At 70.5% G+C, this 25,359-nt stretch carries 23 protein-coding genes, 2 tRNA genes and 1 pseudogene; 9 read left to right on the top strand and 17 right to left on the bottom strand.

The window, feature by feature from the left end:
* Positions 1-2,109, bottom strand: coding sequence for an ABC transporter ATP-binding protein (locus DVK07_RS06450; RefSeq protein WP_121596290.1), 2,109 nt, complete (start codon positions 2,107-2,109; stop codon positions 1-3).
* A 540-nt stretch (positions 2,110-2,649) separates the two neighbouring features.
* On the opposite strand from DVK07_RS06450, the gene DVK07_RS06445 reads away from it, so the two are divergent.
* Together DVK07_RS06445 and DVK07_RS06440 are read left to right on the top strand one after the other, a co-directional pair.
* Positions 2,650-3,204, top strand: a complete 555-nt coding sequence (locus DVK07_RS06445; protein ID WP_121596289.1) for an SRPBCC family protein — start codon at positions 2,650-2,652, stop codon at positions 3,202-3,204.
* Between the two features lie 80 nt (positions 3,205-3,284).
* Positions 3,285-3,356 (top strand) — tRNA-Ala (locus tag DVK07_RS06440).
* A gap of 192 nt (positions 3,357-3,548) precedes the next feature.
* Here DVK07_RS06440 and DVK07_RS06435 read toward each other — a convergent pair.
* Both DVK07_RS06435 and DVK07_RS06430 read right to left on the bottom strand, forming a co-directional pair.
* Positions 3,549-3,799 (bottom strand): annotated as a pseudogene (locus tag DVK07_RS06435) (type II toxin-antitoxin system HicA family toxin).
* Positions 3,796-3,999 (bottom strand): type II toxin-antitoxin system HicB family antitoxin, encoded by a 204-nt coding sequence (locus DVK07_RS06430; RefSeq protein ID WP_017342706.1) that lies wholly within the window; start codon positions 3,997-3,999, stop codon positions 3,796-3,798. The pseudogene DVK07_RS06435 and the gene DVK07_RS06430 overlap by 4 nt, the downstream one beginning before the upstream one ends.
* Positions 4,000-4,199: 200 nt before the next feature.
* On the opposite strand from DVK07_RS06430, the gene DVK07_RS06425 reads away from it, so the two are divergent.
* On the top strand, positions 4,200-4,520 hold the full coding sequence (locus DVK07_RS06425) for a hypothetical protein (protein ID WP_121596288.1): 321 nt from the start codon (positions 4,200-4,202) through the stop codon (positions 4,518-4,520).
* Positions 4,521-4,535: 15 nt separating this feature from the next.
* Here the strand turns inward: DVK07_RS06425 and DVK07_RS06420 are convergent, their stop codons facing one another.
* Positions 4,536-6,089: an Ig-like domain repeat protein gene (locus DVK07_RS06420; protein WP_121596287.1), complete on the bottom strand. Its 1,554-nt coding sequence runs from the start codon at positions 6,087-6,089 to the stop codon at positions 4,536-4,538.
* A gap of 146 nt (positions 6,090-6,235) precedes the next feature.
* Here DVK07_RS06420 and DVK07_RS06415 point away from each other — a divergent pair, with 146 nt between their 5' ends.
* Positions 6,236-6,772 carry a PAS domain-containing protein gene (locus DVK07_RS06415; protein WP_121596286.1) on the top strand — a complete coding sequence of 179 codons (537 nt, stop codon included), beginning with the start codon at positions 6,236-6,238 and terminating at the stop codon, positions 6,770-6,772.
* A 54-nt stretch (positions 6,773-6,826) separates the two neighbouring features.
* On the opposite strand, the gene DVK07_RS06410 is transcribed toward DVK07_RS06415, so the two are convergent.
* The 6 genes from DVK07_RS06410 to purB form a co-directional block, all read right to left on the bottom strand.
* Positions 6,827-8,434, bottom strand: a complete 1,608-nt coding sequence (locus DVK07_RS06410) for an NAD(P)/FAD-dependent oxidoreductase (protein WP_121596285.1) — start codon at positions 8,432-8,434, stop codon at positions 6,827-6,829.
* A 94-nt stretch (positions 8,435-8,528) separates the two neighbouring features.
* Positions 8,529-9,206, bottom strand: coding sequence for a metal-dependent hydrolase (locus tag DVK07_RS06405; protein WP_121596284.1), 678 nt, complete (start codon positions 9,204-9,206; stop codon positions 8,529-8,531).
* Positions 9,207-9,884: a hypothetical protein gene (locus DVK07_RS06400; RefSeq protein ID WP_121596283.1), complete on the bottom strand. Its 678-nt coding sequence runs from the start codon at positions 9,882-9,884 to the stop codon at positions 9,207-9,209. It lies immediately after the preceding gene.
* Between the two features lie 42 nt (positions 9,885-9,926).
* Positions 9,927-10,808, bottom strand: coding sequence for a sensor domain-containing protein (locus DVK07_RS06395; protein WP_121596282.1), 882 nt, complete (start codon positions 10,806-10,808; stop codon positions 9,927-9,929).
* A 103-nt stretch (positions 10,809-10,911) separates the two neighbouring features.
* On the bottom strand, positions 10,912-11,250 hold the full coding sequence (locus DVK07_RS06390; RefSeq protein WP_121596281.1) for a zinc ribbon domain-containing protein: 339 nt from the start codon (positions 11,248-11,250) through the stop codon (positions 10,912-10,914).
* Positions 11,251-11,315: 65 nt separating this feature from the next.
* Positions 11,316-12,827: an adenylosuccinate lyase gene (gene purB / locus DVK07_RS06385; RefSeq protein WP_121596280.1), complete on the bottom strand. Its 1,512-nt coding sequence runs from the start codon at positions 12,825-12,827 to the stop codon at positions 11,316-11,318.
* A gap of 167 nt (positions 12,828-12,994) precedes the next feature.
* Between purB and purH the strand changes: the two genes are divergently transcribed.
* Complete coding sequence (gene purH, locus DVK07_RS06380) at positions 12,995-14,599, top strand: bifunctional phosphoribosylaminoimidazolecarboxamide formyltransferase/IMP cyclohydrolase (protein ID WP_121596279.1); 1,605 nt, start codon at positions 12,995-12,997, stop codon at positions 14,597-14,599.
* A gap of 51 nt (positions 14,600-14,650) precedes the next feature.
* Here purH and DVK07_RS06375 read toward each other — a convergent pair whose 3' ends face one another.
* Complete coding sequence (locus DVK07_RS06375) at positions 14,651-15,535, bottom strand: substrate-binding domain-containing protein (protein WP_121596278.1); 885 nt, start codon at positions 15,533-15,535, stop codon at positions 14,651-14,653.
* A gap of 193 nt (positions 15,536-15,728) precedes the next feature.
* Between DVK07_RS06375 and DVK07_RS06370 the strand changes: the two genes are divergently transcribed.
* Positions 15,729-17,030, top strand: a complete 1,302-nt coding sequence (locus DVK07_RS06370; protein ID WP_121596277.1) for an MFS transporter — start codon at positions 15,729-15,731, stop codon at positions 17,028-17,030.
* 28 nt (positions 17,031-17,058) lie between these two features.
* Here the strand turns inward: DVK07_RS06370 and DVK07_RS06365 are convergent, their stop codons facing one another.
* Both DVK07_RS06365 and DVK07_RS06360 read right to left on the bottom strand, forming a co-directional pair.
* Entirely contained in the window at positions 17,059-18,117 is a 1,059-nt protein-coding gene (locus tag DVK07_RS06365; protein ID WP_121596276.1) for a M42 family metallopeptidase, read from the bottom strand.
* Between the two features lie 512 nt (positions 18,118-18,629).
* Positions 18,630-19,229, bottom strand: coding sequence for a CoA pyrophosphatase (locus tag DVK07_RS06360; protein WP_017342720.1), 600 nt, complete (start codon positions 19,227-19,229; stop codon positions 18,630-18,632).
* Between the two features lie 144 nt (positions 19,230-19,373).
* Here DVK07_RS06360 and proS point away from each other — a divergent pair, with 144 nt between their 5' ends.
* The 3 genes from proS (at position 19,374) to DVK07_RS06345 (ending at position 23,604) form a co-directional block, all read left to right on the top strand.
* Entirely contained in the window at positions 19,374-20,846 is a 1,473-nt protein-coding gene (gene proS, locus DVK07_RS06355; protein WP_121596275.1) for a proline--tRNA ligase, read from the top strand.
* Between the two features lie 150 nt (positions 20,847-20,996).
* On the top strand, positions 20,997-22,253 hold the full coding sequence (locus DVK07_RS06350) for a hypothetical protein (RefSeq protein ID WP_121596274.1): 1,257 nt from the start codon (positions 20,997-20,999) through the stop codon (positions 22,251-22,253).
* A 106-nt stretch (positions 22,254-22,359) separates the two neighbouring features.
* Positions 22,360-23,604, top strand: a complete 1,245-nt coding sequence (locus DVK07_RS06345; RefSeq protein ID WP_121596273.1) for a hypothetical protein — start codon at positions 22,360-22,362, stop codon at positions 23,602-23,604.
* 42 nt (positions 23,605-23,646) lie between these two features.
* Here DVK07_RS06345 and DVK07_RS06340 read toward each other — a convergent pair whose 3' ends face one another.
* The 4 genes from DVK07_RS06340 to DVK07_RS06325 all read right to left on the bottom strand — a co-directional run bounded on the left by DVK07_RS06340 (position 23,647) and on the right by DVK07_RS06325 (position 25,292).
* Positions 23,647-23,778: a rubrerythrin-like domain-containing protein gene (locus tag DVK07_RS06340; protein ID WP_121596272.1), complete on the bottom strand. Its 132-nt coding sequence runs from the start codon at positions 23,776-23,778 to the stop codon at positions 23,647-23,649.
* Between the two features lie 274 nt (positions 23,779-24,052).
* Positions 24,053-24,125, bottom strand: a tRNA-Thr gene (locus DVK07_RS06335).
* Between the two features lie 569 nt (positions 24,126-24,694).
* Positions 24,695-25,084 (bottom strand): peptide ABC transporter ATP-binding protein, encoded by a 390-nt coding sequence (locus DVK07_RS06330; RefSeq protein WP_121596271.1) that lies wholly within the window; start codon positions 25,082-25,084, stop codon positions 24,695-24,697.
* A complete protein-coding gene (locus DVK07_RS06325) occupies positions 25,071-25,292 on the bottom strand; it encodes a hypothetical protein (protein WP_121596270.1) in 222 nt (73 codons plus the stop codon). Before DVK07_RS06325 ends, DVK07_RS06330 begins: the two co-directional genes overlap by 14 nt.
* Positions 25,293-25,359: the final 67 nt, after the last annotated feature.

The following is a 25,359-nucleotide window of genomic DNA, read 5'->3' as shown; positions in this document are numbered from 1 at the left end:
TCAGTCGAGCGTCTCCGAGTCGACCTCGCTCTCCGCCGTCGCCCGCTCGACCGCGCGGTCGACGTGGCGCTCGCGGGCGCGCTCGACGAACTCCTCCGGCAACTCGTCTATCTCGCCCGCCTGAACGCCCCAGAGCTTCGCGTAGAGCCCGTCCGCGGCGAGCAGGTCGTCGTGGGTGCCGCGCTCGACGACCTCGCCGTCCTCTAACACGAGCGCCGTGTCGGCGTCGGTCACCGTCGAGAGGCGGTGCGCGATGACGAAGGTGGTGCGGTCGGCCGCGAGCCGGTCGAGCGAGCGCTGGATCAGCATCTCCGTCTCCGTGTCGACCGCCGAGGTCGCCTCGTCGAGGATGAGTATCGCGGGGTCCTGGAGGACGACGCGGGCGATGGCGAGCCGCTGGCGCTGGCCGCCGGAGAGCTTCACGCCGCGTTCGCCGATCCGCGTCTCGTACCCGTTCGGTAGCGAGTCGATGAACTCGTGGGCCTCCGCGGCCTTCGCTGCCTCGACCACGCGCTCTCGGACCTCGTCTTCGTCGAGGCCCTCTGCGCCCGCCTCGTCGATCCGCGTGAACCGTCCGTAGCGGATGTTCTCCGCGATGGTGCCATCGAACAGCGTCGTGTCCTGCGCGACGTAGCCGACCGACGAGCGGAGGCTCTCGACGGTCACGTCGCGGACGTCGTGGCCGTCGACGCGGATGGCGCCGTCGGTGACGTCGTACAGCCGGAGGAGCAGCTTGAGCAGCGTCGACTTCCCGGCGCCGGTCGGGCCGACGAGGGCGACGGTGTCGCCCGGCTCGGCCGTGAAGGAGACGCCGCTGAGGACCTCCTCCTCGGCGTCCTCGGGGTCGACGAGGGCGTTCTCGGGGTACGCGAAGGAGACGTCGTCGTACTCGACGGCGCCGGCGACGCCGCCGCGGTCGGGGTCGCCGGCCGGCGTCACGCCGCCGCTACCCTCGTCGGTTCCGCCGGCTTGTTGGCTTCCGCCGTCGCTCCGCGTCCCGCCGCCGAGTTCGACCGCGTCGTCGTCGTCCTCGATGCGGACGGGGATGTCCCGCAGGCCGAACACGCGCTCGCAGGAGGCCTTCGCGTTCTCGTACTGGTCGATGATGTTCGACACCTCGGCGAGCGGGGCGACGAACTGCTGGGTGAGGAGGACGAAGGTGACGAACGTGCCGACCGTCAGCTCCGTCGTGAACGGGCCCGGCGGGCCGTTCGCGAGCCAGAAGCCGCCGACCGCGAATGTCGCGGCGAAGGCGAGCCCGGCCAGCAGCTCCATCCCGGGCCGGTAGACGTAGTTGAGCCGGAGGATCGACATCGTGCGCTTGAAATACGAGAACGAGGCGTCCTCGACGCGCTCGCTCTCGTGGGCCTCCGTGTTGGAGGTCTTCACCAGTTCGACGCCCGACAGCGCGTTTTCGAGCGAGGTGTTCAGGTCGCCGACGACCGAGCGCTGCGCGACGTACCGCGGCTCGACCGCGCGCATGAACCAGAGCGTGAACAGGAACATGAGCGGGACCGCGGCCAGGGTGACGATCGCGAGCTCGTAGTTGTAGTAGACGAGGACGCCCGCGATCCCCACGAGCATCACGCCGAGGCGCGCGGAGTTCTGGAGGGCGTTATCGAGGAAGACCTCTAAGTTCGAGGCGTCGTTGTTGAGGACGGACATGACCTCGCCGGTCTGCTTGTCGTCGAAGAAGGTCATGTCGAGCCGCTGCATCCGGTCGAAGGAGTCGGTGCGGACCGCGTGCATCACGCGGTGGGCGAAGTTGTTCGCGGCGATGCCGTAGACGTACGTGAACACGCCCGTCACGATGAACGACCCGAAGATGAGGATCACCGAGAGGCGGAACTGCGCGTCCGCCTCCGTGGGGAGCCACGCGTCGGGAACGATGGGAAGCGTGTAGGGGCCGGTGCCGGTGAAGACGGCGTCGATGGCGACGCCGAGGACGACCGGCGGGATCAGCCCCGCGACCCGGGCGACGACGTTGGCGACCATTCCGATCACGAGCCAGTGGGCCTCCGAGGCCCCGTACTCGCGGAACAGCCGACCCAGGGGTCGGTCGACCCGGTCGCGGTACACTTCGAAGGCGTTGCGCTCGTCGGCAGCCATAGGCGTACGAGCGCCGGAGGCCCCATGTATCCGGCGGCCTCGGCGGCCCGTTCCGGGTTCCGACGATTGCGGCTCTCGACCCGCCGATCACTTATAAAGAACCGACCGAGTGCGGTGGCGCGTGCCTGCGAGCGCCCGGCGGGCGCGAGCAGCACGCGCGAGGGAGTCGCTGGCGCCGCCGGCGCCAGCGACGAGGCTGGGGAGGTGTGAGGTGCGGTGCTGTGCGGTGCGGGGTGGGACTCAAAGGGGCAGCCGTGAGGCCGCAGTAGGCGACGTAAGCACCGCAGGAACGAGCGAAGCGAGTGACGAGGAGCGCAACGAGCGTACTGCGGCCTCACGGCTGGGGCTTTGGAGGTTTACGCCGCCGATCCACAGTCTCTCATTTATAACCGAGCGGCTGGGGCTTTGGAGGTTTACGCCGCCGATCCACAGTCTCTCATTTATAACCGAGCGGCCGAGGCCGGGAGAGCGACCACCACAGAGATATTGAACGAGTACCATCGCCGGTCCGTTTAATAAGCGCCGCCCGAACCCCAGTACGTGGACGAACTCGTCGTGCGAACGGAGGTGTACGCCGACCCCGAGGAGGTGTACGATTTCCTGCTCGATTTCCCGCGGTACGCGAACTACTCCGAGTACCTCCGCGAGGTCCGGACCGTCACCGGCGACGGCGGTCCCGGGACCAAGTACGCGCTCACGTTCGCGTGGTGGAAGATCTCCTACACCGCTCGCTCGGAGGTGACCGGCGTCGAGCCGCCCGAGCGCATCGACTGGGAGATCACGAAGGACATCGACGCCGGCGGCTGCTGGCGAGTGACGCCGCCCGAGAGCGTCGAGGGCGACGACGACGACGACGCGGACGCGACCGACGACGCCCCCTGCGAGGTCGCACTCGAAGTCCAGTTCGACCCCGGATCGGCCAGCTCCGACGCGCTCGACCTCCCGCGGCTGGTCTCGTTCGACTGGGTGTTGAAGAAGGCGATCCCGCTGATCAGAGACGAGGCCGAGCGCGTCGTCGAGCGCGCGGTCCAGGACTTAGAGGGGTCGACGCGGGACGTCGACCTCGACGTGTACGTCGATTCCGACCGGATCTGAGCGCGGGCGGAGCGCGGCCTCGTCGGTCCGCGATTCGAAGCCCTTAAGATATTCACCGCGGAACGAACGAATGCGTTCGCGGGCTCGTAGATCAGTGGTAGATCATCCCCCTGGCACGGGGAAGGCCCGGGGTTCAAATCCCCGCGAGTCCACTCCTGCGCTCACTTCGTTCGCTTAGTCGTTCCCTCGCGTGGTCCCACTCGCTCCGTTCGCTCGCGGGACCCCCGCGAGTCCATTCGATTCCCTCCGGTCGCCTCATTTCCTCGTTCTCTTGCGACGCAGCGGTCGACAAGGTCGCCGATACCGACAGTGAGCGGCGTAGAAGGAACTCGCGTGTGACCGCGTCAGCGATGCTCGTCGATCCAGCGACACCACGCGTCGAAGTCCTCTGCGCCGCACTGATCCGCGATCGACTGGAGCGTCCCGATCTTCACCCGGTCGTGTAGCGGGACGGTGACGGTTCGGACCTCGCCGGTGTCGGGGTTCGTGTACTTCAGAATCGCGTGGCTTCCGCGCTGTCGGTCTTTGCGGTAATTGAAAGAGGTGAGACGGTGACGATCTCTCGGCCGGAGAAGTTTCGCGGTGGACCGCTCATTCCTCGAACCAGGGAGCGTCCGGCTCTGGCGCGTTCGTGTCCGCCTCGCGGGCTTCCTTCGTCAGTTCGACCGCCTCGTCGAGGTTCGAAAGCGCCTCCTCACGCGTCTCACCTTGGCTGGCGACGTTCAGCTCTTGATCGATCGCAGACCATCCCCCCTCGTCCTCCTCGATCAGGCGGATCTCCCGGCCAGTACTCATGGATGGTAGTAGTCGTCACCGTGGAATAAGCGTTCTGTCGCTTCGAACACCGTTTTCGAACGCCCGAGCCGCGGACGGTTCGATCCTCGGGACACAAAACTGGGCTCGGGATCGAGAGTCTCTCCCGGCGAGACGGGAGCACTCCGTTCGCCTTCCCGCACGAACGCTAAAGTGAAATCGCGACAGACGACCAGCCGACCGTGCTGACCGACCCCGAGGAACGGCTCGTCGAGGACGTCTTGGAGGTGGGCGAGGTCATCGAGCGGGACACGTTCGAGTTCATGATCGAGGAGGGCCTCCCCGCGGAAGAACTCCGAGTTCTCGGCAGCGACGGCAGCGCCGAAACGGCCATCGAGAGCCTCGAATCGAGGGGACTCGTCACCACCGAGCGGGTCGAGGAGACGGTGCGCGACAGCGGCTCACCGGAGGAATCGATCCTCATCCCCGGGACGGACTTCGAACGCGTCGAGCGCCGATACGTCTACTTCACCGACGAACTCGAAGCGCGGTATCGGGAGTAGCTCGCCGCCCGAACTCTATCCCGGCCACGCCTCCCGCTCCCGCCGCTCCGCATCGCCTGTAAGCTCCGGCGGCACCTCCTCCAGCAACACCGGCGCCAGCGACGCGCCGACGTGCCACGCGACGACCTCCTCGTCTAACGCCTCCAAGCGCACGTCCTCTTGTCCGTAGTACTCGCCCTCGACCGTACAGGACCCGCCGCCGTCGGCGAAGCAGACGTCGCCGCGCTCGTCGTAGGTGATCTGGACGTGCGCCTCGCGCGCGCCGTCGACGAACTCCCACGCGAACCGGTCGTTCCCGGCGATATCGTCACGGCCGGCGAAGTAGTCGAGCGCGGCAGCGACCTCGTCCTCGACGGGGCCCGTGACCGCGCCCTCGTCGGCGCGCAGGTGGACCTTCAGCGCCCGGTGGGTCGCGAGCGTGCTCGTCGCGTTCATCAGTCCGGCGGGCTCCGCGCCGTGTTCGAGCCCCTGAACGTGGCCGAGCTCGTGGATGATCGTCGCGTTCATCTCCGCGTCGGAGATCCGGGGGTCGACGGTCGCGGTCATCGGCGTCCGCGGCTCGTCGACGAGGAGGTCCGCGCAGCCGAAGTACCGCGTCTCGTTGGTCTCCTCCACGCCGCACCGCTCCACGCGGTCGAACCGGAGGACGACGTCGGCTCGCTCCTCGTCGTCGACCCGATCGTACTCGACCGGGTAGCCGAGGTAGCGCTCGTCGCTCCGCTCCCAGTAGCCCGTCGCGGCCACGACGACGTCCGAAACGTTCCGGTCGACCGCCGCGTCGTCGACGTAGAGCCCGAGCGTCGTCTTCCCGTACGGGCTCGGGTGGACCACCGAGACGGCCCGCTCGCGCGTCCGATTCGCGGTCGTCACGACGACCGGATAGTCGCCGCCGTCGAGCCGCACGTCCGCGAACGTGACGGACGCCTCCGCCTCCGCGCCGCCGTCGAGCGCCACGGTCCGGGCGTCCGTCACGTTCGCGCTCGTGCCGGACCCGTACCGGATCCGGACGGTCTGGTTGCCCGCCAGGTCGCCGACGTTGGTCACCGTCGCCGTGACCGCGAGGTCATCGCCGTACCCGACGCTCTCGGGGGCCTCGACCTCGGAGACCGCGAACGTCGCCGCCCGCGCCTCCTTGACGACGACAGTGCGGCTCGCCGTCGCCTCGCCGACCGACACCGCGAGTTCGCGTTCTCCCGGGTCGAGCGCCGCGGCGTCGACCGTCGCCGTCACCGTCATCGTCCCGTTCGCCGGGACCGACCGGTTCTCCGAGAGCAGCGTCGCGTCGCCGGCCCGAACCGCGACCCGAACCGGGTCGAGCGTCGCGTTCGAACTCGCCGAACCCCCGCTCTCACCACCGCCGCCGTCGCTCGCGAGCCCCTCCCACCGCACGCTCGCCTCGACCGTCGCCCGCTCGTCGTGGCCGAGCGACTCGGGCGCGTCGACGGACTCGATCGACGGCGACGGCGCGCCCGAGAGTCCTCCGGCGGTGTCGCCGCCGAGCCCGCCGCAGCCGGCGAGTACCACGAGCAGCCCGACGGCGACGACGGCGGTGACGGTGGAGTCGCGCATCCGTGACCTCACCGTCGGGCCCGGACGTACATAACGTTCGTTTCAGCTCCCCATCACGTGAGGCGGACGCGACCGGAACGCGGACGCGACCCCGGCGCCCTCCGCCCGAACGACACGTGCTTGTCGCAGCGCGTCCAACCCCACACGTGACGCTTCGAAGCGACGTTCTCGCGGCGATCGACGCCGATCCCGGGGAGTTCGCCGACCGGCTCGCGGCGCTCGCCGACGAGCGCGACCTCGACGCCGCGTCCTTCCCGGAAGAGCCGGACCACCCGGGCGACCGGTCCGAGCGCGAAGCGACCCTCGTCGACCGCGTTCGGGCGTTCGACGACGCGCCGCTCGGGCTCACGCTCACCGGGCCGGCGTACCGCGACACGCCGATCGTCTACGTCAACCGCTGGTTCCGCGACTGGACCGGGTACGAGTTCGACGAACTCCGCGGCCGGAACCCGCGCCTCTTTCAGGCCCCGGACGTCGACGACGAGGTCCGCGCGGACTTCCGCGAGGCGCTGTCGACGTGGTCGCGGGTCACCGTCGACGTCCGCAACCGACGCCGCGACGGCGTCCCGTTCGCGAACCGCGTCACCTTGCGGCCGCTGTTCGGCGACGCGGGGACGGTCACGCACTGGGTCGCGGCGCAGGAACCGGAACCGATCGAGGGATCGAACGCCGGCGGCGAGTGAGGTGGTGACGTGTGAGGCGGAGGCCGCCGCCGACGAACGAACGGATTCGACCGCTCACCGCAGCGTCGACGTCGGGACGACCGACGGGAGCACGCCGCCGCCGGTCGCGTCCTCGACGACCGCCTCGGCGACGTGTTCGCCGCTGAGCAGGCACATCGGCATCCCGATGCCGGGGTTGGTGTACGCCCCGGCGTAGTAGAGGCCGTCGACGCCGGGCGCGCGGTGCGCGGGGCGGAGCGGCCCGGTCTGTTCGAGCGTGTGCGACAGCGCCAGCGCGGTGCCGCGCGGCGCGTTGAATCGTTGCCGGAAGTCGGAGACGCAGGCCGTCTCCTCGAAGACGATCCGGTCGCGGAAGTCGACCCCGGCGTGCTCGGCGAGGTCGTCGAACACCAGCTCGCGGAACCGCTCGCGCGTCTCCGGGTCGTCCTCCAGCCCGGCCGCCAGCGGGACGAGCAGGAAGACGGCCTCGTGACCGTCGGGCGCCGCCTCCGGGTCCGTCTTCGACGGGACGTGGACGTAGTACGCGGGGTCGTCGGGCCACCCGGGCTCGTCGAAGATGGCGTCGAAGTGGGGCCGCCAGTCGGTCGGGAACACGAGCGTGTGGTGGTCGAGGTCGACGTCGCCCTCCACGCCGATGTACGAGAGGTACGCCGAGGGCGCGTACGTCCGCGACTCCCAGTACGACTCGCGGTCGACGGTCCCCGCGGGGAGGAGCTCGCGCTCGACGTGCGGCGGGGCGGCGTTCGCCACGACCCGGTCGAAGCGGCCGCCCCCGGACGCGCCGTCGCCCGTCGTCGCACCGCCACCGTCGCGCCGCTCGGTCTCCACGGTGAACTTCGGGACGGACGCGGCGACCGACGGCTCGATCGCGGTCACCGGCTCGCTCGTTCGGACCGAGACGCCGAGCTCCTCGGCGAGGTCGGCCATCGCGTCGACGACGCTCGCGATCCCCCCGACCGGGTGGTAGACGCCGAGGTTCATGTCGACGTGGCTCATCAGCGTGTAGATCGCGGGCGTGTTGTACGGCGACCCGCCGAGGAAGACAAGCTTGTACTCCGCGATCTGCCGGAGCTTCTCGTCGTCGAAGTAGTCGCCGACGTACTCGTCCATCTCGCGGAGCTTCGGCAGCGCGCGGCCGGAGCGGAGCACGTCGGCGTCGACCATGTCGCGCAGCCGCGACCGGCTCGGGTAGACGAACCGGTCCATGCCGAGCTCGTACGCCTCCGCGGCGTCAGCGAGGTAGTCGTCCAAGACCTCCCCCGCCCCCGGCTCGTAGGACTCGAACAGCGCCTTCTGTCCCTCTCGGTCGGCCGGCATCGACGCGCGGTCGCCGTCCTTCCAGATCACCTCGTACAGCGGGTCCAACTCGATCAGGTCGTAGTAGTCGTCGGTCGAGCGGCCGAAGTGCTCGAAGAACCGGTCGAACACCTCCGGCATGAGGTACCAGGAGGGCCCGGTGTCGATCCGGAACCCGTCGCGCTCGATCCGTCCGGCGTACCCGCCTGGGTGTTCGTTCCGCTCGAACAGCGTCACGTCCGCCCCGGCGTCGGCGAGGTAGCTGGCCGCGGAGAGCCCGCCGAAGCCGGCGCCGACGACCGCGATCGACTCCCCGGCGAGCGGTTCGGCTGCGTTCGACGAACCCGCGTCTGGTTGGGGTGACATTACCTCTGGCTACGCGTCGGGGGCCGTTTACGCTGGGGTCATACCATGTTAGGGGCGCCGCGGTCGGGCGGCCCTTCCGGATACTGTCCTCCGCTCACTCCCCGTCTCCGACGCCGTCCCCTTGGAGCCGTCGGGCGCCGAGGGCGAACAGCCCCAGCCCGACCAGGTAGAGCCGCCACCCGCTGCTCGCGACCGGGAACCGCCGGTCGACCGGCTCCTCGACGTCGACGTCCGGGTCGCGCGGCTGGACCGGGTTGCTGACGTGGACCGACTCGCTGGTGCCGCCGGCGCCCGCGTCGACCGTCCGAGATCCCGTCTCCGGGTCGACGCGCACGTCGACGAACGTCTGGACGAATCCGTCGGCCGTCGAGTAGATGACCTCCCCGTTTAGCTGGAAGAAGCGGTCGCGGAGCGGCCAGAACGCGTTCACTCCGTCGAGGTGCGTCCAGTCGAGCGCGGCGTGCGCGAAGACGTGGACGAAGACGGCGACCCACGCGACCGCGACCCACCGCGGCGAGAGCCGCTCGCGGATCAGCGACCGCTCCCGGACGCGCGTGTCGTAGTACAGCGCCAGCGCGGCGGCCGCGGGGAGGACGAAGTTGTGGCCGACCGTGCGGTGCGCGCCCGCCATGACCACCCCGAGGAAGCTGTCCGCCTCCGGTATCACGAGGACGACCAGCAGGACCGCGAGCGCCCGCCGGTCGTAGTACGCGCCGAGCAGCCCCGCCGCGAGCAGCAGCGCGAACCCGGCGTGGACGACCGTCGAGGGCATTCAGCGGGTCACCCCGTTTCCGCCCGTCGCGTCCCCGTCCCGCCGGAACCGGACCGCGAGCGTCGCGGCCGCGGCGGCGACGACGACCAGCTGCCACCCGCCGTCGACGAACCTGACCTCCCGGTCGGCGCCCGGGTCGAGGCCGGGGCGCCCGTCGGGGTTGAGCCACGAGGCGACCGGGTCGGCGACCGCCCCGTCCACGCTCGTTATCGGCAGGATCCCCGGCCCCTCCGCGCCGAGCGCGAGGAACGTCTGGACGATCCCCTCCCGCGTCGAGTAGCTGAGCCGCCCGCGGACGACGTAGCGCGCGTCCTCCAGCGGGTACAGCAGCGCCGCCCCCTCGCCGGCGAACAGCGCCGACCCGATCCCGGCGACGACGAGCGACGCGAGCGCGACCCACGCGACCCGCACGCCGCGGTGACCCCACCGCTCGCGGAGGGTCGACTCGGGGCGCAGCGTCGCGTCCCAGTACAGCAGTCCACCAGCGAGGAGGGGGAGCCAGACGGCGTGGAGGAGGGCGTTCGTCGCGCCGGGGACGGCGAGGCTCGCGACCGCGTCGAGCGAGGGGACGAGCGCGGCCGCGACGACGACCGCGACCGCGCGCCGGTCGAAGGCGAAGCCCAGCAGCGCGGCCGCGAGCAGCGCCCCAACGGCCGCGCTCACGAGCGTCGGCGCCATACCCGTCCTGACGCTCGGAGGCGAATAAGCGCTCCGGGCGGGTCAGTCGCGGTCGTTCCGGTCCGCGTCGGGGTCGGCGGGGTCCGCGTCGGGGTCGGCGGGGTCCGCGTCGGACTCGAAGCCGTCGGCGTCCGAGTCGGACCCCTCGCCCGACTCGGTCCCTTCCTCCGAATCGCGGTCGCCGTCGCGGTTCCGGCCGGCATCGCCCTCGCGATCGGCCGCGTCGCCGTCGACGGTGACGCGCCCGGCGTCGCCCGGCGGGCGGTCGCCGCTCCCGGCGTCCTCGCCGAGCAGCGCGACGGCCATCAGTCGGGCGCCGCCCGCGATCAGGTTCGTCAGGTGGAGGCCGACGAGCAGGCCGACGGCCCCGAGCCCCGCGGCGAGGGCGGCCTCGGGCGCGGTGTCGATCGCCCACACCGCCGGTTCGCCGTTCACCTCGCCGAACGTCGTCTCGTACGGGTACCGGACCGGGGCGCCGACGAGTGAGAGCGCCTGCGCGAGGACGGCGAACGGCGCGACCGCCGCCACCGTGACCCAGAACTTCAGCGAGATGAACCCGAGCCCCCGCCACGTCGACGGCGCCGACAGGTAGGCGCGAACGGTCGCGGTCGCGCCCGTCGAGCCGTCGGCGGCGGCGGCCGGGAGGTCGTCCGCCGCGACGAGGTCGGTGCCGAGCAGGCGGTTCGCCAGCCACCGTTCGAGCCCGGCGACGAGCCGCGAGCCGATAACGGCCGCGATCAGGAGGCCGACTCCGACGAGGACGACCGAGAGGAGGACCCCGAACACGAGCGCGAACGATCCGATTCCCGAGTAGACGAATCCCAGCGGCACCGCGATCAGCAGGTACACCAGGTGGCGATACGTGCGGCCGTCGGCGATCACGCCGACGACGGGGAGGGCTGCGAGCGGTCGGAGGGAGACCATACCGCGACTGGTTCCTCGCCCGACAAAAATCGCTCGCTCGACGGCGGCGGGGGCGTCGATGCGAGACGGCGCCCGGGAACGACCGCCGCCCACCGCGCGCGACCTAACCGAGGAAGAAGTCGATGGCGTTGCCGGACGACTGGCCCTTGTACAGTTCGGAGTAGCCGCACTCGGCGCAGGAGACCACCACGAACCGCCGGTTCTGGACGTCGAACATCTTGGTGAGACCGGTGCCGCTGGTCGCGATCTCGTCGGTCTCCGTCTCCGTGCCGCCGCACTTCGGGCAGCCGTCGTCGTCTCCGGCCGCCAGCGACTCGGGCCGTTCTCCCGTGTGAGCCGAGTCGGGAGCGGCGCGATCGCCGTCCCCCGCGTCGTCCCACTCGTCGTTCGGTTCGTCGCCGAAGACGGAGTACTCCGTCTCCTCGTCGTTGTCGGAGGGCATCGGTGCCCCCTGCTCCCGCGATCGCTAAACCTCTTGTGGCGTTACCCGCCGGTCCATCTGTAACGCTACTCGTCGATCTCGTCGACGAGCCCGTCGCCGAAGCCGGTGTAGCCGGCCGGCGTCAGCGCCTTCAGCTCCGCGCGGACCCCCTCGTCGACGTCGAGGTCGTCGAACAGCTCCCGGAAGTCGTCGAGCGTCACCGACCGGCCGCGGGAGAGCGCCTTCACGCGCTCGTAGGCCTCGGTATCGCCCTCGCGGCGGAGGATCGTCTGGACCGCCTCGCCGATCACTTCGGGGGTCGCGTCCAGCTCCTCGCGCATGACGGTCTCCTTCGGAACGACCTTCGCGAGCCCGTCCGCGGCCTTCGAGTAGCCGATCAGGCAGTGGGCGAGGGCGGCGCCGACGTTGCGTTTGACGGTCGAGTCGGAGAGGTCGCGCTGGAGCCGGGAGGTCGTCACGTAGTCGGCGAGGAAGGTGAGGTCCGAGTTCGCCTTCGAGAGGTTTCCCTCGCTGTTCTCGAAGTCGATCGGGTTCACCTTGTGGGGCATCGTTGACGAGCCCGTCTCCCCCTCGACGGCCTCCTGCCCGAGGTAGCGGTCGGAGACGTACAGCCACGCGTCGAGGTCTAAATCGAGGAGGACGTTGTTGACCCCCCGAAGCGCGTCGAACAGCGCCGCGAGGTCGTCGCAGGGGTTCACCTGCGTCGCGAGCGCGGTGTGTTCGAGGTCGAGTCCGCGCACGAACGACTCCGAGAACTCCCGCCAGTCGACGTCGGGGTAGGCGGCGCGGTGCGCCGCGTAGGTTCCCGAGGCCCCCGCGAGCTTCCCGGAGAGGTCCCCGTTCGCCACCACGACCCGCCCGAGGGCGCGGCCGAGCCGCGCGGCGTACACCGCCATCTCCTTGCCGAAGGTGGTCGGCGTCGCGGGCTGGCCGTGGGTGCGCGCCAGCATCGGCGTGTCGCGGTGCTCCTGTGCCAGCTCGACGAGGGCGTCGCGCACCTCGCGGACCGCGGGGACGATCACCTCGCTCACCGCGGGCTTGACGAGGAGCCGCTGCGCGAGGTTGTTCACGTCCTCGCTGGTGAGCCCGAAGTGGATCCACGGGTACAGCGACTCGGCGTCGTCGAGCGGCGCCTCGGACGCCTCGTCCGCACCGATTTCGCCCCCTCCGGCGATCTCCGCCAGTCGGACGCGGAGGAAGTACTCGACCGCCTTCACGTCGTGGTTGGTCGCGTCGTATCCCGCGGCGCCCTCGGTCTCCAGCCCCTTGATCAGGCGCGCGTCCTCAACGTCGAATCCCTCGTATATCCGCCGGAGCGCCGCCTCGGTCGCCTCGTCGAACGCGATCGGCGTCGCGTCGAGTTCGCCCAGCGCGAGCAGGTACTCGACCTCGACGCGGGTCCGGGCGCGCATCAGCGCGGCCTCGCTCGCGTACGGGGACAGCGGCGCCGTCCGGCCGGCGTAGCGGCCGTCGAGCGGCGAGACGGCCGCGAGCGGGTCCGAGCGCGACAGCCCTGCGATGGTGTCGTCATCGGCCGGTTCGGAGCCGTCGCCGGCCGGTTCGGAGTCGTCGGTCATGTCCGCGACTGCCTCCGGAGCCAGCAAAAGCGTGTCGATGGGGCGACGCACAGACGTGGATCCGAATCCGCTTCGAATCGCCCGAAAATCACATTTCGATCCCCGATCATGTACACTGCCGCGGTGCGGACCGCAATCGATATACCCGATCGGTCGGACCGTCGAGTATGAAGATCGCGGGACTCGCGAGCAACCGGGGACGGAACCTCAGACACATCGCCGACGCCGCGCCCGGCGGCGCCGAGCTGTCGGTCGTCCTGACGAACCGCGAGCAGGCGCCCGTGCTGGGGGCCGCGACCGAGCGCCGGATCCCGACCGAGGTCGTCGAGCGCGACGAGGGCGAGTCGCGCGCGTCGCACGAGCGCCGGATCGTCGAGCGCCTCTCGGACTACGACGTTGACCTCGTCTGCCTCGACGGCTACATGCGCGTGCTCACCGACGAGTTCCTCGACGCCGTCCCGACGACGCTGAACGTCCACCCCTCGCTGCTCCCGTCGTTCCCCGGCACGGACGCCCACGAGCAGGTCCTCGACGCCGGCGTCCGGACGACCGGCTGTACGGTCCACGTCGTCACCGAGGAGGTCGACGCGGGCCCGGTCGTCACCCAGGAGCCGATCCCGGTGTACGAGGACGACGACGCCGACTCGCTGAAGGCGCGCGTCCTCCGCGAGGCCGAGTTCACGGCGTACCCGCGGGCGGTCCGCTGGTTCGCCGAGGACCGCGTGACCGTCGAGCGCGACGCCGACGGGAGCCCGGAGCGCGTCGCGGTCGCGGGCGACGTGGGCGGCGACTTCCCGGAGCGGCGCTTCGTCTCCGAGGAGCGGTCCGCCTCGCTGCGCTACGGCGAGAACCCGCACCAGGACGCCGCCCTGTACGTCGACGACGGCTGCGAGGAGGCGAGCGTCGTCGACGCCGACCAGCTGAACCCCGGCGCGAAGGGGATGGGGTACAACAACTACAACGACGCCGACGCCGCGCTCGACCTCGTCAAGGAGTTCGACGAGCCCGCGGCCGCGGTGATCAAGCACACGAACCCCGCGGGCTGCGCGGTCGGCTCGGACCTCGCGGACGCGTACGACCGCGCGCTGCGCACCGACGCGAAGTCGGCGTTCGGCGGCATCGTCGCGCTGAACCGCGAGTGCGACGCCGACACCGCCACCGCGGTCGCCGACTCGTTCAAGGAGGTCGTCGTCGCGCCCGGCTACACCGACAGCGCGCTCGACGTGCTACGCGAGAAGAAGAACCTCCGCGTGCTCGACGTCGGCCCGCTCGGCGAGGGCGAGGATCGCTTCTCGGAGCGGTTCACCGAGAAGCCCATCGTCGGCGGGCGGCTCGTTCAGGAGCGCGACCGGCAGTCGCCGACGGCCGACGACTTGGAGGTCGTCACCGAGCGCGAGCCGACCGACGAGCAGGTCGAGACGATGCTGTTCGCGTGGAAGACGCTCAAACACGTCAAGTCGAACGGCATCCTCTTCGCGACCGGCACGGAGACGGTCGGCGTCGGCATGGGGCAGGTGTCCCGCGTCGACGCCGTGACGCTCGCCGCGATGAAGGCGGAGAAGGACGCCGAGGGCAAGTCCGCCGAGGGCGCCGTGGTGGCCTCGGACGCGTTCTTCCCGTTCCCGGACGCGGTCGAGGAGGCTGCCGACGCGGGGATCGAGGCGATAATCCAGCCCGGCGGCTCCGTCAACGACGAGGACGTGATCGCCGCGGCCGACGAGCGCGACATGGCGATGGCGTTCACCGGGTCGCGCTGCTTCCGGCACGATTGAGTCCGCCGAGCCCGGTCCAATCGTCCCCGGCCCGCCGTCGTGTTCCCGCCCTCACTCCGGCCAGCCGCTCGGCACGTACTGCTCGAACTCGGGGTCGGCCGAGCGGGCGAGCGGCCGGAACGCCCGCTCCCCGTCGACCCGGAACTCCTCGATCCGCGACTGCCCGGGACCGGTGAGGTAGCCGACGTAGGACATCGCGAGCGGGTACGCCGCGTCGTGTCGCGCGGGGTTGACGGGGATGACGGCGTACTCGTTCCGGAGGAGCGGCGGCGGGTCGTCGATGCCGGCGTCGACGTGGCGCGCCAGGGCGCCGTCGCCGCCCACGGCGAGGAAGGTACCGCGGTCGACGAGGGTGTAGGCGCCCGACTGCTGCGCGGTCGTCAGCGTGTCGCCCATTCCCTGACCGGTTTCGAGGTACCACTCGCCGCCGGGATCGACGCCGGCCTCGTCCCAGATCCGGCGCTCGCGGATGTGGGTTCCCGACCGATCACCCCGCGACAGGAACGTCGCCTCCGCGTCGGCGATCGATTCGAACGCCGACACGGGACCCGCTCCGGCGACGCCCGCGGGGTCGTCGGGCGGCCCGACGACCAGGAAATCGTTGACCATCACCCGGCGTCGGTTGATCCCGTGTCCAGCGCGGATGAATTCGTCCTCCAGCGGGCGAGCGTGGACGAGCACGACGTCGCAGTCGCCGTCCCGGGCGGTGCGGAGCGAGGCGCCCGTCCCGCGCACGACCGACTCCACGGCCGCGCCGAACCGGTCGGCGTATCCTCGGTTCAGGACGGGGAGCAGCCCGCTGTCGTACGCCGTCGTGGCAGTGGCGAGCGTCAGCGAGCCGAGGTCGGACGGGCGCTCCTCGGTCCGATTCGTACAGCCGGCCAGCGAGGCGGCACCGCCGAGGCCGAGCGCCCGCACGTACTGTCGACGTCGCATGCGATGTAGTCGAAATCGTACACACTTTCCTATGAATTAACCGGACGTTATTTCGACGCGGGAACGCCGCACGTCACGGGTCGGCGCCGCGCCCGACTCGCGTCTCGTCCGCCTGAAACGATAACCCCACGCGGACCGCCGGATCGACGGCGCTTTTTTCTCGGGCTCCCCTCGTCTCGGATCGGAGACGACCGTGGCCCAGTTCGGCAACTCGGTACGGCTGCTCGGGGACCGGGAGTTCGCGGCGCTCGCCGGGACCGCGTTCGCCCGTAGCCAGGCGTACTCGACGATCCTCATCGCCCTCGCGCTGTACGCCGACCTGTTCGGGACCACCGGGTTCGTCGAGGGGCTGTTCGGCACCGCGTTCGCGATCGTCCAACTCGTCATCGTCCTCCCGCTGGGCCGGAAGGTAGACACCGGCAACGCGAAGCGGTGGCTGCTCGGCGGCTTCCTGATCAACGTCGCCGTCTTCGTCGGCTTCGCCTTGGTCGACAGCTCAGTTCACATCATCCTGGTGCGGATGGTCCAGGGGCTCGGCGCGAGCGTCCTCTGGATCACGGGCGCGACGGTGATCGGCGAGATCAGCCCGGACGACGAGCAGGGGCGCTGGCTGGGCTCGTACAACCAGTTCGCCTCCGTCTCGTCGCTCGCCGGCGACCTCGTCGGCGGCTACCTCCTGTACGCCTACGGGTTCACGGAGACGTACCTCGTCTTGACCCTCGTCACGCTCGCCGCGTTCGCGCTCGTCTTCGCGTTCCTCCGCGACAACCCCGGCGGCCGGAAGGACCCCGAGGACGCGGGCGGGATCGAGACGTTCCGGTCGCTGCTGGAGCTCCCGATGCTGCGCGCGCTCGTCTTCTTCCGGTTCACCTTCAGCGTCGGGAAGATGGCGGTGATCATCTTCCTCCCCATCTACGCGCGGACGACGTTCGGCATCTCCGCGTTCGCCATCGGCTGGATCATGGCGGGCGGGAAGCTGACGAAGGCGCTCACGCAGGGGTTCGTCGGCGACCTCACCGACCGCTACGAGCGCACCTACCTGTTCGTCGCGGTCGGCGCGCTCCTGTACGGCGTCGGCACCGCGATCATCCCGCTCGCGGCGTACTTCGAGGGGACGCTCGCGCCCGTCACCGTCTCCTACCTCGGCGACTCCCAGACCCTCGGCGGGGCGTTCTTCGCGCTGTTCGCCGCCTACTCGCTCTTAGGGGTCGCCGACTCGATCCGGCTGCCGGCGAGCATGTCCCTGTTCGTCAGCGAGGGCGAGCAGTACGACTCCGTCGCCAGCGCGATGAGCTTACGCTCCGTCTCGTGGAAGGTCGGGCAGGTGATCGGACCCGTGCTGGTCGGCGTCACCATGGACGCGACGACGACCGAGACGGGGTTCCTGCTGGCGGCCGCGTTCATCGCGTTCGCGACGACCGGCTTCGCGTGGCAGGCGCGGGCGGCCCACCGCGCGGACCGGGACCCGGGCGGGGCCGTCCCCGGTGACGACTGATCCGACCGCGGCGTGGCGGCAAACCCGCCTACAGCGTGTAGTCGTGCTCGCCGGTCTCGGACTCCAAGAAGGCCGTCAGCAGGTCGATCGTCGCCTCAACATCGCCCGCGTCGGCAGTCTCGGTGACCGTGTGGAGGTAGCGGGTCGGGATCGAGATGGCGCCGACGGGCTTCGCGCCCGCCGTGTTCTGGAACCCCGCGGTGTCGGTGCCGCCCGCGGGAAGCACCTCGTGCTGGTGGTCGATCGCCTCCGCCTCGGCCACCTCGGTGAGCCGGCTGTGAACCTTCGGGCTGGTGATCACCGAGGAGTCCTTCAGCTTCACCGCCGTCCCCTCGCCGAGTTCGGTGACTGCGTCGGCCGGGTCGCCGACCTGGGGCACGTCGTTGGCGACGGTGACGTCGAGGGCGACGGCGAGGTCGGGGTCGACGTCCACGCCGAGCGCCCGCGCGCCCCGGAGCCCGACCTCCTCCTGAACGGTCGCCGCGAAGTGGACCGTCACGTCGGGCTCGTCGATACGCCGGGCGGCCTCCAGCATGGCGAACAGGCAGATCCGGTCGTCGAGCGCCTTCCCCGTGACCCGGTCGCCCATCCGCGTCGTGGTCTGGTCGAGGGTGACGAGGTCGCCGACGCTCACCGCCTCCTCGACCGCTTCGGCGTCGCGGCCGAGGTCGATGAACACGTCCTTCACTTCGTCGTCCTTCTCCATCTGCTCCTCCGTGAGCGTGTGCGGCGGGACGGAGCCGATGACGCCCGTCAGGTCCTCGTCGCCGTGGACGGTGACGCGCTGCGCGCGCAGCACGCGGGCGTCGAACCCGCCGAGCGGGTCGACCTGGACGAACCCCTCGTCGGTGACGTGGCGGACCATGAAGCCGATCTCGTCCATGTGGGCGGCGACGGCGACCGAGTAGTCCGAGTCGCCCTCGATCGTCCCGACGACGTTGCCCATCGCGTCCGTCCGGACGCGGTCGACGCTGTCCGCGAACTCCCGGCGGACGATCTCGCGGACGTCGTCCTCGTAGCCGGGGACGCCGCGGGCCTCGGTCAGCTCTCGGAGCAGGTCGAAGTCGAAGTCGAACTCGCGTGGCATGTCTCCACCTGTCCGCGCCAGCGACAAAGGTCCGCAGGATCCGGCACGACCGTCGGGCTTCGCCGAACCGCGACTGGTCCGGTATTTAAATAGCCGTGAACGGGGACGAGAATTACTTATAAACGTCTGCGGTGGCGCGTGCCTGCGAGCGGCCGGTAGGCCGCGAGCAGCACGCGCGAGGGAGTCGGCGGTCCGGAGCGAGGCGGAGGACCGCCGACGAGGCTGGGGAGGTGTGAGGCTGCGGTGCGGTGCCGTGTGGGGCGGGACTCAAAGGGGCAGCCGCGAGGACGGCGCAGGCGACGCAAGCACTGGAAGGAGCGAACGAAGTGAGCGACTGAAGCGCGCAGCGAGCGTGCGCCGTCCTCGCGGCTGGGGCTTTGGCGGCTGTCGCGGTCGATCCGAAGTCAACGATTTATAAACGAGCAGGTGGGGCTTTGGCGGCTGTCGCGGTCAATCCACAGTCAACTCCCAACTGAACGGGCGCTTCAAGACCGACCTCTGCGGTATACAATTCAAATCGGCAGTTCGGCGTCCGCGCCGACCACGCGGTCCGGCTCCGCGGGCGCGCGCCAGTCGGTCGTCCGCTCCAACAGCTGGACGACCATCCGGCCCGTCACGCCCCAGACGGTGTAGCCGCCGACGTGGAAGTAGTGGACGCGGTGGTCGCCGTACTCCGGGTGGCCGACGCGGCGCTCCGACTCGTAGTTCGCGGGGTCGGTGAGCGCGTCGACGGAGAGGATCGCCACCTCCGCGACCTCCGACTCGTCGGGGACGTACTCGCGGTCGGGTGCGACGCCGACGAACGGGCGGACCGCGTACTGCGACGAGGTGCGCGTGTCGTCGATCCGACCGAGGACGTCGACCTCCGTCGGCCGCATCCCGACCTCCTCGTCGGCCTCGCGCAGCGCGGTGTCCGTCAACGTCCGGTCGATCGGCTCGCGGCCGCCGCCGGGGAAGCTCATCTGTCCGGGGTGTTCGCCGAGGTGCGCGGCGCGCTTGGTGAAGAGCAGGTGGGCCTCGCCGTCGCGCGCGATCACCGGCGCCAGCACCGCGGCCTGCCGCCGCCCGGCGAGCGACTGCGGCGCGTGTCGACGCAGCCCCGACAGGTCCATGGGCGAGTTAGGCGACGCGAGGCGGTTAACGTTTCCCCGGATTCCGTCCGCGCGGGACGTGATCTGTCCGCAAGCCTGGGGCGGACCGCGCCGCGGCGCTCGGGTTCGGACCTTTTAAGCCCGCGACACCCGCTTTCGAGAGTAATGAGCGACGACGACCAGGAACTCGGGATCACCGAGTCCAAGACGCACAACACCGGCGAGTGGTACGCCGAGGTCGTACGGAAGGCCGGGCTGGCCGACTACGGGCCGGAGGGAATGAGCGGCTTCATCGTCACTCGCCCGCGAGCGTACGCGGTCTGGGAGCGACTCCAGGGGTTCCTCGACGCGAAGTTCAAGGACACCGGCGTCCAGAACGCCTACTTCCCCCTCTTCATCCCCGAGTCGTACCTCGAACGAGAGAAGGACATCGTCGAGGGGTTCGACCCCGAGGTCGCGTGGGTCGACGAGGCGGGGAACAAGGAGCTCGAAGAGCGGCTCGCGGTCCGCCCGACCTCCGAGTCGATCATCACGCCGTACATCAGCCAGTGGGTGCGGAGCCACCGCGACCTCCCGCTGCGCGTGAACCAGTGGTGCTCCGTCGTCCGGTGGGAGGCGACCGAGACGAAGCCGTTCTTCCGCACGAAGGAGTTCCTCTGGCAGGAGGGCCACACCGCGCACGCGACGCACGAGGACGCGTGGGCGGAGACGATGACGCGGCTCGACCAGTACGAGTCCGTCTACGAGGACCTGCTGGCGCTGCCGGTCCTGAAGGGGCAAAAGCCCGACCACGACAAGTTCCCCGGCGCGGACACGACGACGACCGTCGAGGCGCTGATGCCCGACGGGAAGTCGGTTCAGGCGGGCACCTCCCACCACCTCGGCCAGTCGTTCGCGGAGGCGTTCGACATCACCTACTCGGACGAGGACGAGGAGGAGCGTACCGCCCACACCACCTCGTGGGGGCTCTCGTGGCGCGCGCTGGGCGCGCTGATCATGACCCACTCCGACGAGCAGGGGCTCGTCTTACCCCACACGGTCGCGCCCACGCAGGTCGTCGTCGTCCCGATCTGGCAGGAGGACACGAAAGACGACGTGCTGGAGTACGCCGAGGGCGTGGCCGACGAGCTCGACGACGCCGGGATCCGCGTCGAGCTCGACGACCGCGACGAGCGCAACCCCGGGTTCAAGTTCAACGAACACGAGCTCAACGGGATCCCGCTCCGGATCGAGATCGGTCCCCACGAGGTCGACGACGAGGAGCTCACCCTCGTCCACCGCCCCGACGGCGAGAGCGTCGAGGTCGACCGCGACGGCGTCGCCGAGACCGTCCGCGACGGGTTCGACGAGATATACGCCAAGCTGTACGCGACCGCCGAGGAGACGCTCGACGACGGCGTGCGCGAGGCGGACGACCGCGCCGAGATCCTCGGCACGCTCGGACAGCACGGCGGCTACGTGAAGGCGCCGTGGTGCGGCGACGAGGCCTGCGAGGAGCCGATCAAGGAGCCGCTGGCCGCCGAGATCGTGATGGTCCCGTTCGAGGACGAGGACCCCCTCGCCGACGATCACGACGAGACCTGCGCGATGTGCGACGCCGACGCGGAGCGGACCGCCTACTTCGCGAAGACGTACTGACTCGGACCGGCGACTGCCCGGCGGCGACGAACCGGGTCGGCCCAGTTTTCGGGCGTCCGCGGGATCTCCGCTACGTCGTGCGATTAATCCGCGTTGATCCGGCTTAACGGAGTTTCGGGTATATAGGGACGGAGCGCGTACGGGCTGGTAATGAACCGATGGATTGCCAGCCTCGTCGTCGTGGCCGTCACTGCGGCGGTGATCGCCGGGGCCGCCGCGGCCGCGCCGGCGGGAATGGCGACCGCACAGACCGACCCGACCAACGGGAGCGGTGCGGGCTCGGGCGCCGAGAACGCGAGCGTCGCGAACGAGACGGTCGACCTCAGTCCCGGCGAGCGGCTCGCCGGCGTCGTCGGCGTTCAGGGCGCCGAGATCGAGGGTGAGGTCGAGTCGCGCGCCTTCGAGGTCGGGCTCCGGGAGGCAGAGACGAACGAGAGCCGCGCCGGCGTCGTCGCGGAGCGCCTGAACCGGACCGAGGAGCGGCTCGCGGAGCTGGAAGAGCAACAGCGGGAGCTCCGCGAGCGGCGCGCGGCCGGCGAGTTGGGCCGGGGCGCGTACGCCGCGCGGATGGCGGCGACGACCGCACGGATCGAGACGCTCTCCCGGGGGCTGAACCGGAGCGCGAGCGCGGCCGCCGAGCTCCCGGCCGCCGTCCGCAACGAGACGGGCGTCGACGGCGAGCGGCTGGCGGCGCTGCGCGAGCGCGCGAACGAGCTCAGCGGCCCCGAGGTCGCCGCCATCGCCCGGGGCGTGGCCGGCGGGGGCGTCGGCGGGCCGGTCGCACCCGGGCGCGGGCCGCCGGGGAACGGGACCGAGCGCGGGCCGCCGAGCGACGCCGGTCCGCCGGGGAACGGGACCGAGCGCGGACCGCCGAGCGACGCCGGTCCGCCGGGGAACGGGACCGAGCGCGGACCGCCGAGCGACGCCGGTCCGCCGGGAGATGGGCCGCTCGGCGGCGGCCCGGGAAACGGCTCGGTCGGCCCGCCGGGAACGGGTCCCGGGAACGGCTCGATGGGAGCCCCCGGAGCGGGTCCCGGGAACGGCTCGATGGGAGCCCCCGGAGCGGGTCCCGGGAACGGACCGGTCGGTGGTCCCGGTAACGGGTCCGCCGGCCCGCCGGAAGCGGGAGGCGCGAACGGGTCCGAGACCGGCGCCGCGAACGGGTCGGCTCAGGACGGCCCGCCGGGGTCGGGGAACGCGACCGACGGCGGACCCGGCAACGCGCCGACCGGCCCGCCTGCCGGCTCCGGAAACGGGTCCGGCAGCGGCGGCGGTCCGGGCGGAGCCGGCCCGAGCGGCGGCCCCGACGGGAACGGATCGAGCGATGGCGCGAACGCCCCGTCTGTCGGCGACGCAGCGGACGCTTCGCGGACGGTCGTCGGAAGCCCTTCGCACCTCGATGCGTGAGCGGCGGCGCAACGGGACCGCGGACCGCTCTCGTCCGACTCGTGGCGGCGGGCCGACCCAGTTCCGGATGGGAAGGAATTTACCGGCCGTCGGTATGAAATAGCCCGTGCAGCGAGCGCCGATCCTCCTCGCGGTCCTCGCCCTCTTCGGAGCCGTCGGCCTCGCGCTCGGCGCCGGCGGCGCTGGCGCGGTCCCGTTCGAGGGCGGCTTCGCCCAGATGGACGTCGAACCGGACGACGTGTCGCTGGAGGTCGCGGTCCAGCCGGACGGCGACGCCGAGTGGACCGTCGAGTACCGGGTCCGGCTCGCGACCGACGAGGAGGAGCGCGCGTTCGAACAGCTCCGCGCGGACGTGGAGAACGACACCGAGGCGTACACCAGTCGGTTCCGCGACCGGATGGCCTCGACCGCGGCGACCGCCGAGTCGACGACGGGCCGCAACATGACGGTGTCGAACGCGACCGTCACCGCCGAGCGGCGCGAGCTCCCGCAGGCGTACGGCGTGTTGACCTACCGGTTCGAGTGGACGAACTTCGCCGCCGTCGACGGGGACCGACTGCGCGTCGGCGACGCGGTCGACGGGCTGTTCTTAGACGACTCCTCGTCGCTCATCGTCTCGTGGCCGGAGGGGTACCGCCTCGCTGAGACGACGCCGGACCCGAGCGAGGTTCGCGACCGGTCCGTCGTCTGGAACGGGCCGGTCGACTTCTCGGCCGGCCAGCCGCGGATCTCGGTCGCGCCCGCGGGGCCGCTCTCCGGGCTCTCGACGGCCGGCATCGCCGCGCTCTTCGCCGTCCTCGTCGTCGCCGGCGGCGCCGTCGCCTACCGTCGGCGGGACGACGGGGACGGCGAGGAAGCGGGAGTCGGCGCGAGCGGTGGCGGAGACACCGCGACCGAGAGCGACGCGACCGCGGCGGCGTCGGGCGCGGCGGCGACGGCGGCTGCCGGCGGCTCGGCGCCGGAACCGGCAGACGGCGACGGCGATGCGTCGGGATCGGAGAGCGGGTCGGAGGAGGCGGCGCCCGTCGACAGCGACCTGTTGAGCAACGAGGAGCAGGTGCTCCGGCTGATCGAGTCGGAGGGCGGGCGGATGAAACAGAAGCGGGTGGCCGAGGAGTTAGACTGGACCGCCGCGAAGACGAGTCAGGTGGTGACCGGACTGCGCGACGAGGGCGACCTCGACGGCTTCCGGCTGGGCCGCGAGAACGTCCTCTCGCTCCCCGACTACGACCCCGAGGCGGATTCGGATTCGAGCGGAGACGACGGGAACGGCGGGGACGAGACCGACGGGGCCGAGGAGCGCGGCGGGACAAGCGAGAGCGACGAGCGCGACGCTACCGACGGCGCCTGACCGGACCGACGACGCGTTGCGGCGAGTTCGCTTCGACCCGGGTCACAGGTCCCGCGAGCGGCCGATGTGTAGCAGTTCGCCTCCGCACTCGCACTCGCCCGCCGAGTCCGTCCGGCGACCGCATTCGAAACACTCGTACACTTCTTCGCCGTCACAGTCGTATTTTGGTCGCATACAGGTCGATACGTGCCCGTGATAGATAATCACACGCCTAATATTGTTTGGATAATATATGTCCGTTGGTGAGAGCGGTGACCGAACGATCGAAATCTGTCGATCGGGGGATCGGAAGTAGCGACGAAGCGGCGGGCGGGGCTCTCCGGTTCGCGGCGTTCCGTCAGAAGAGCCGGAGGGGGGGATTGTGAACCACGTCCGGACTCGCTCGCGCTCGTCCGGTCTCGTTCAAATCCCGCCTTGGCTTCCGCTGCTCACGTTGTTCACAGCAGGAAGCCGGAGGGGGGATTTGAACCCCCGACCTATTCCTTACGAAGGAATCGCTCTGCCAGCTGAGCTACTCCGGCACGCATGCTTCAATTCCCGGACGGAAAAATAAGGGTTCCGAAACGGGGACGGGGCGGCGATCCGCCGCGCCGAGCCGCGCGGTGAAACCGACGAACTGCTCCGATAATAACCGGACGTGCGTCTCGAATCTACTCGCATTCTGTTTTGAGATGCGCAAGAAATCGGGACACAATACAAGTGTATAAGGAAAAAGACTAAATACGTGTTCGGGCTTCAATCTGAGTGTGATGACACCGCCCGCGCGCCGAGACGGCGGGGATCGAATCCCCCGGCGGTGCGTGCCCGGTCGAAGCCCGTACCGGGCGGCGATAGCCTCGCCGGTCGTCACCCCCACGGCGACTCGGCGCGGCCGTCATCCCCACCAGCGTTCCGTCGCGGCTACCGTGTGAAACGCGTCTCCGACGCGCCAAGCGCAGAATCGCCTCTGGTCCGAGACCGCCGCCGCGGCAGCTTGTCATGTGACGGGCCCCGGCCGCGCCGCCCCCGACCCCCCTCGGGGCGGCGCGGCGTTCTCGCTGTCTCGACCGCTCCTCGCGAGCGGTGCCGCCGGCCTCTCCGCCGCTCGACGCTACACGAACAGCCGTCGCGCTCGACGCACCGCCGCGGAGAGCCCGGCGTAGCCGGCGCCGGCGATTCCCGAGAGCCGTACCTCCGCGGGGGCGACGCCGAGGCGGTGCGAGAGCGGGCCGGGGCGCGCGTCGGCGCCCGCGACCGCGACCGTGCGACCCCGGACCCTGACCTCGGCGGTGAGGCCGCCTCGCACCAGCTCCGCGACCGCGCGGTTCGAGACGGACTCCTCCGGCAGCCGACGGGCGATCCGGAGGGCGTCGCTGACGCTGTCGACCTCGACGAACACCCGGCGGTCCGTCGCGTGGACCGCGGCGTCGACCCCGTCTACCGACAGCGTCAGGTCCTCGGTCTCGACCGAGAGCCGCGGTTCCGACTCACTCCGATTCACTCGTCGTGACCCGGACGCCGCCGTCGATGCGCCACTCGGCGTGCTCGGCGTCGTCGCCCGTGCCGCTCGGCACCTCGACGGTCATATCGTCGAACTGATAGTGTATCTCGGCGTTGCGCCCGGTCAGTCGGTCGTACAGTCCGATCGCCAGGTCCGGCCAGGTGGTCGTCTCGTCGATGCGCTCGTCGGGATCTGCGGCGTCGCTCATGCCTCTTCGTGTTAGGTAGTATCACACATAAGTGAACTGCCTGACGTATCTATGCGTTTATAAGTGG

Source organism: Halorubrum sp. Atlit-26R, assembly GCF_003666015.1.
Classification (GTDB): Archaea; Halobacteriota; Halobacteria; order Halobacteriales; family Haloferacaceae; genus Halorubrum.
This window is presented reverse-complemented; position numbering and strand designations above follow the sequence as displayed.

Coding starts and splice junctions, on each gene's coding strand:
- DVK07_RS06450 (WP_121596290.1), bottom strand. CDS start 2,109: ATGGCTGCCGACGAGCGCAACGCCTTCGAAGTGTACCGCGACCGGGTC.
- DVK07_RS06430 (WP_017342706.1), bottom strand. CDS start 3,999: ATGAGTACTGGCCGGGAGATCCGCCTGATCGAGGAGGACGAGGGGGGA.
- DVK07_RS06420 (WP_121596287.1), bottom strand. CDS start 6,089: ATGCGCGACTCCACCGTCACCGCCGTCGTCGCCGTCGGGCTGCTCGTG.
- DVK07_RS06410 (WP_121596285.1), bottom strand. CDS start 8,434: ATGTCACCCCAACCAGACGCGGGTTCGTCGAACGCAGCCGAACCGCTC.
- DVK07_RS06405 (WP_121596284.1), bottom strand. CDS start 9,206: ATGCCCTCGACGGTCGTCCACGCCGGGTTCGCGCTGCTGCTCGCGGCG.
- DVK07_RS06400 (WP_121596283.1), bottom strand. CDS start 9,884: ATGGCGCCGACGCTCGTGAGCGCGGCCGTTGGGGCGCTGCTCGCGGCC.
- DVK07_RS06395 (WP_121596282.1), bottom strand. CDS start 10,808: ATGGTCTCCCTCCGACCGCTCGCAGCCCTCCCCGTCGTCGGCGTGATC.
- DVK07_RS06390 (WP_121596281.1), bottom strand. CDS start 11,250: ATGCCCTCCGACAACGACGAGGAGACGGAGTACTCCGTCTTCGGCGAC.
- purB (WP_121596280.1), bottom strand. CDS start 12,827: ATGACCGACGACTCCGAACCGGCCGGCGACGGCTCCGAACCGGCCGAT.
- purH (WP_121596279.1), top strand. CDS start 12,995: ATGAAGATCGCGGGACTCGCGAGCAACCGGGGACGGAACCTCAGACAC.
- DVK07_RS06375 (WP_121596278.1), bottom strand. CDS start 15,535: ATGCGACGTCGACAGTACGTGCGGGCGCTCGGCCTCGGCGGTGCCGCC.
- DVK07_RS06365 (WP_121596276.1), bottom strand. CDS start 18,117: ATGCCACGCGAGTTCGACTTCGACTTCGACCTGCTCCGAGAGCTGACC.
- DVK07_RS06360 (WP_017342720.1), bottom strand. CDS start 19,229: ATGGACCTGTCGGGGCTGCGTCGACACGCGCCGCAGTCGCTCGCCGGG.
- proS (WP_121596275.1), top strand. CDS start 19,374: ATGAGCGACGACGACCAGGAACTCGGGATCACCGAGTCCAAGACGCAC.
- DVK07_RS06350 (WP_121596274.1), top strand. CDS start 20,997: ATGAACCGATGGATTGCCAGCCTCGTCGTCGTGGCCGTCACTGCGGCG.
- DVK07_RS06340 (WP_121596272.1), bottom strand. CDS start 23,778: ATGCGACCAAAATACGACTGTGACGGCGAAGAAGTGTACGAGTGTTTC.
- DVK07_RS06325 (WP_121596270.1), bottom strand. CDS start 25,292: ATGAGCGACGCCGCAGATCCCGACGAGCGCATCGACGAGACGACCACC.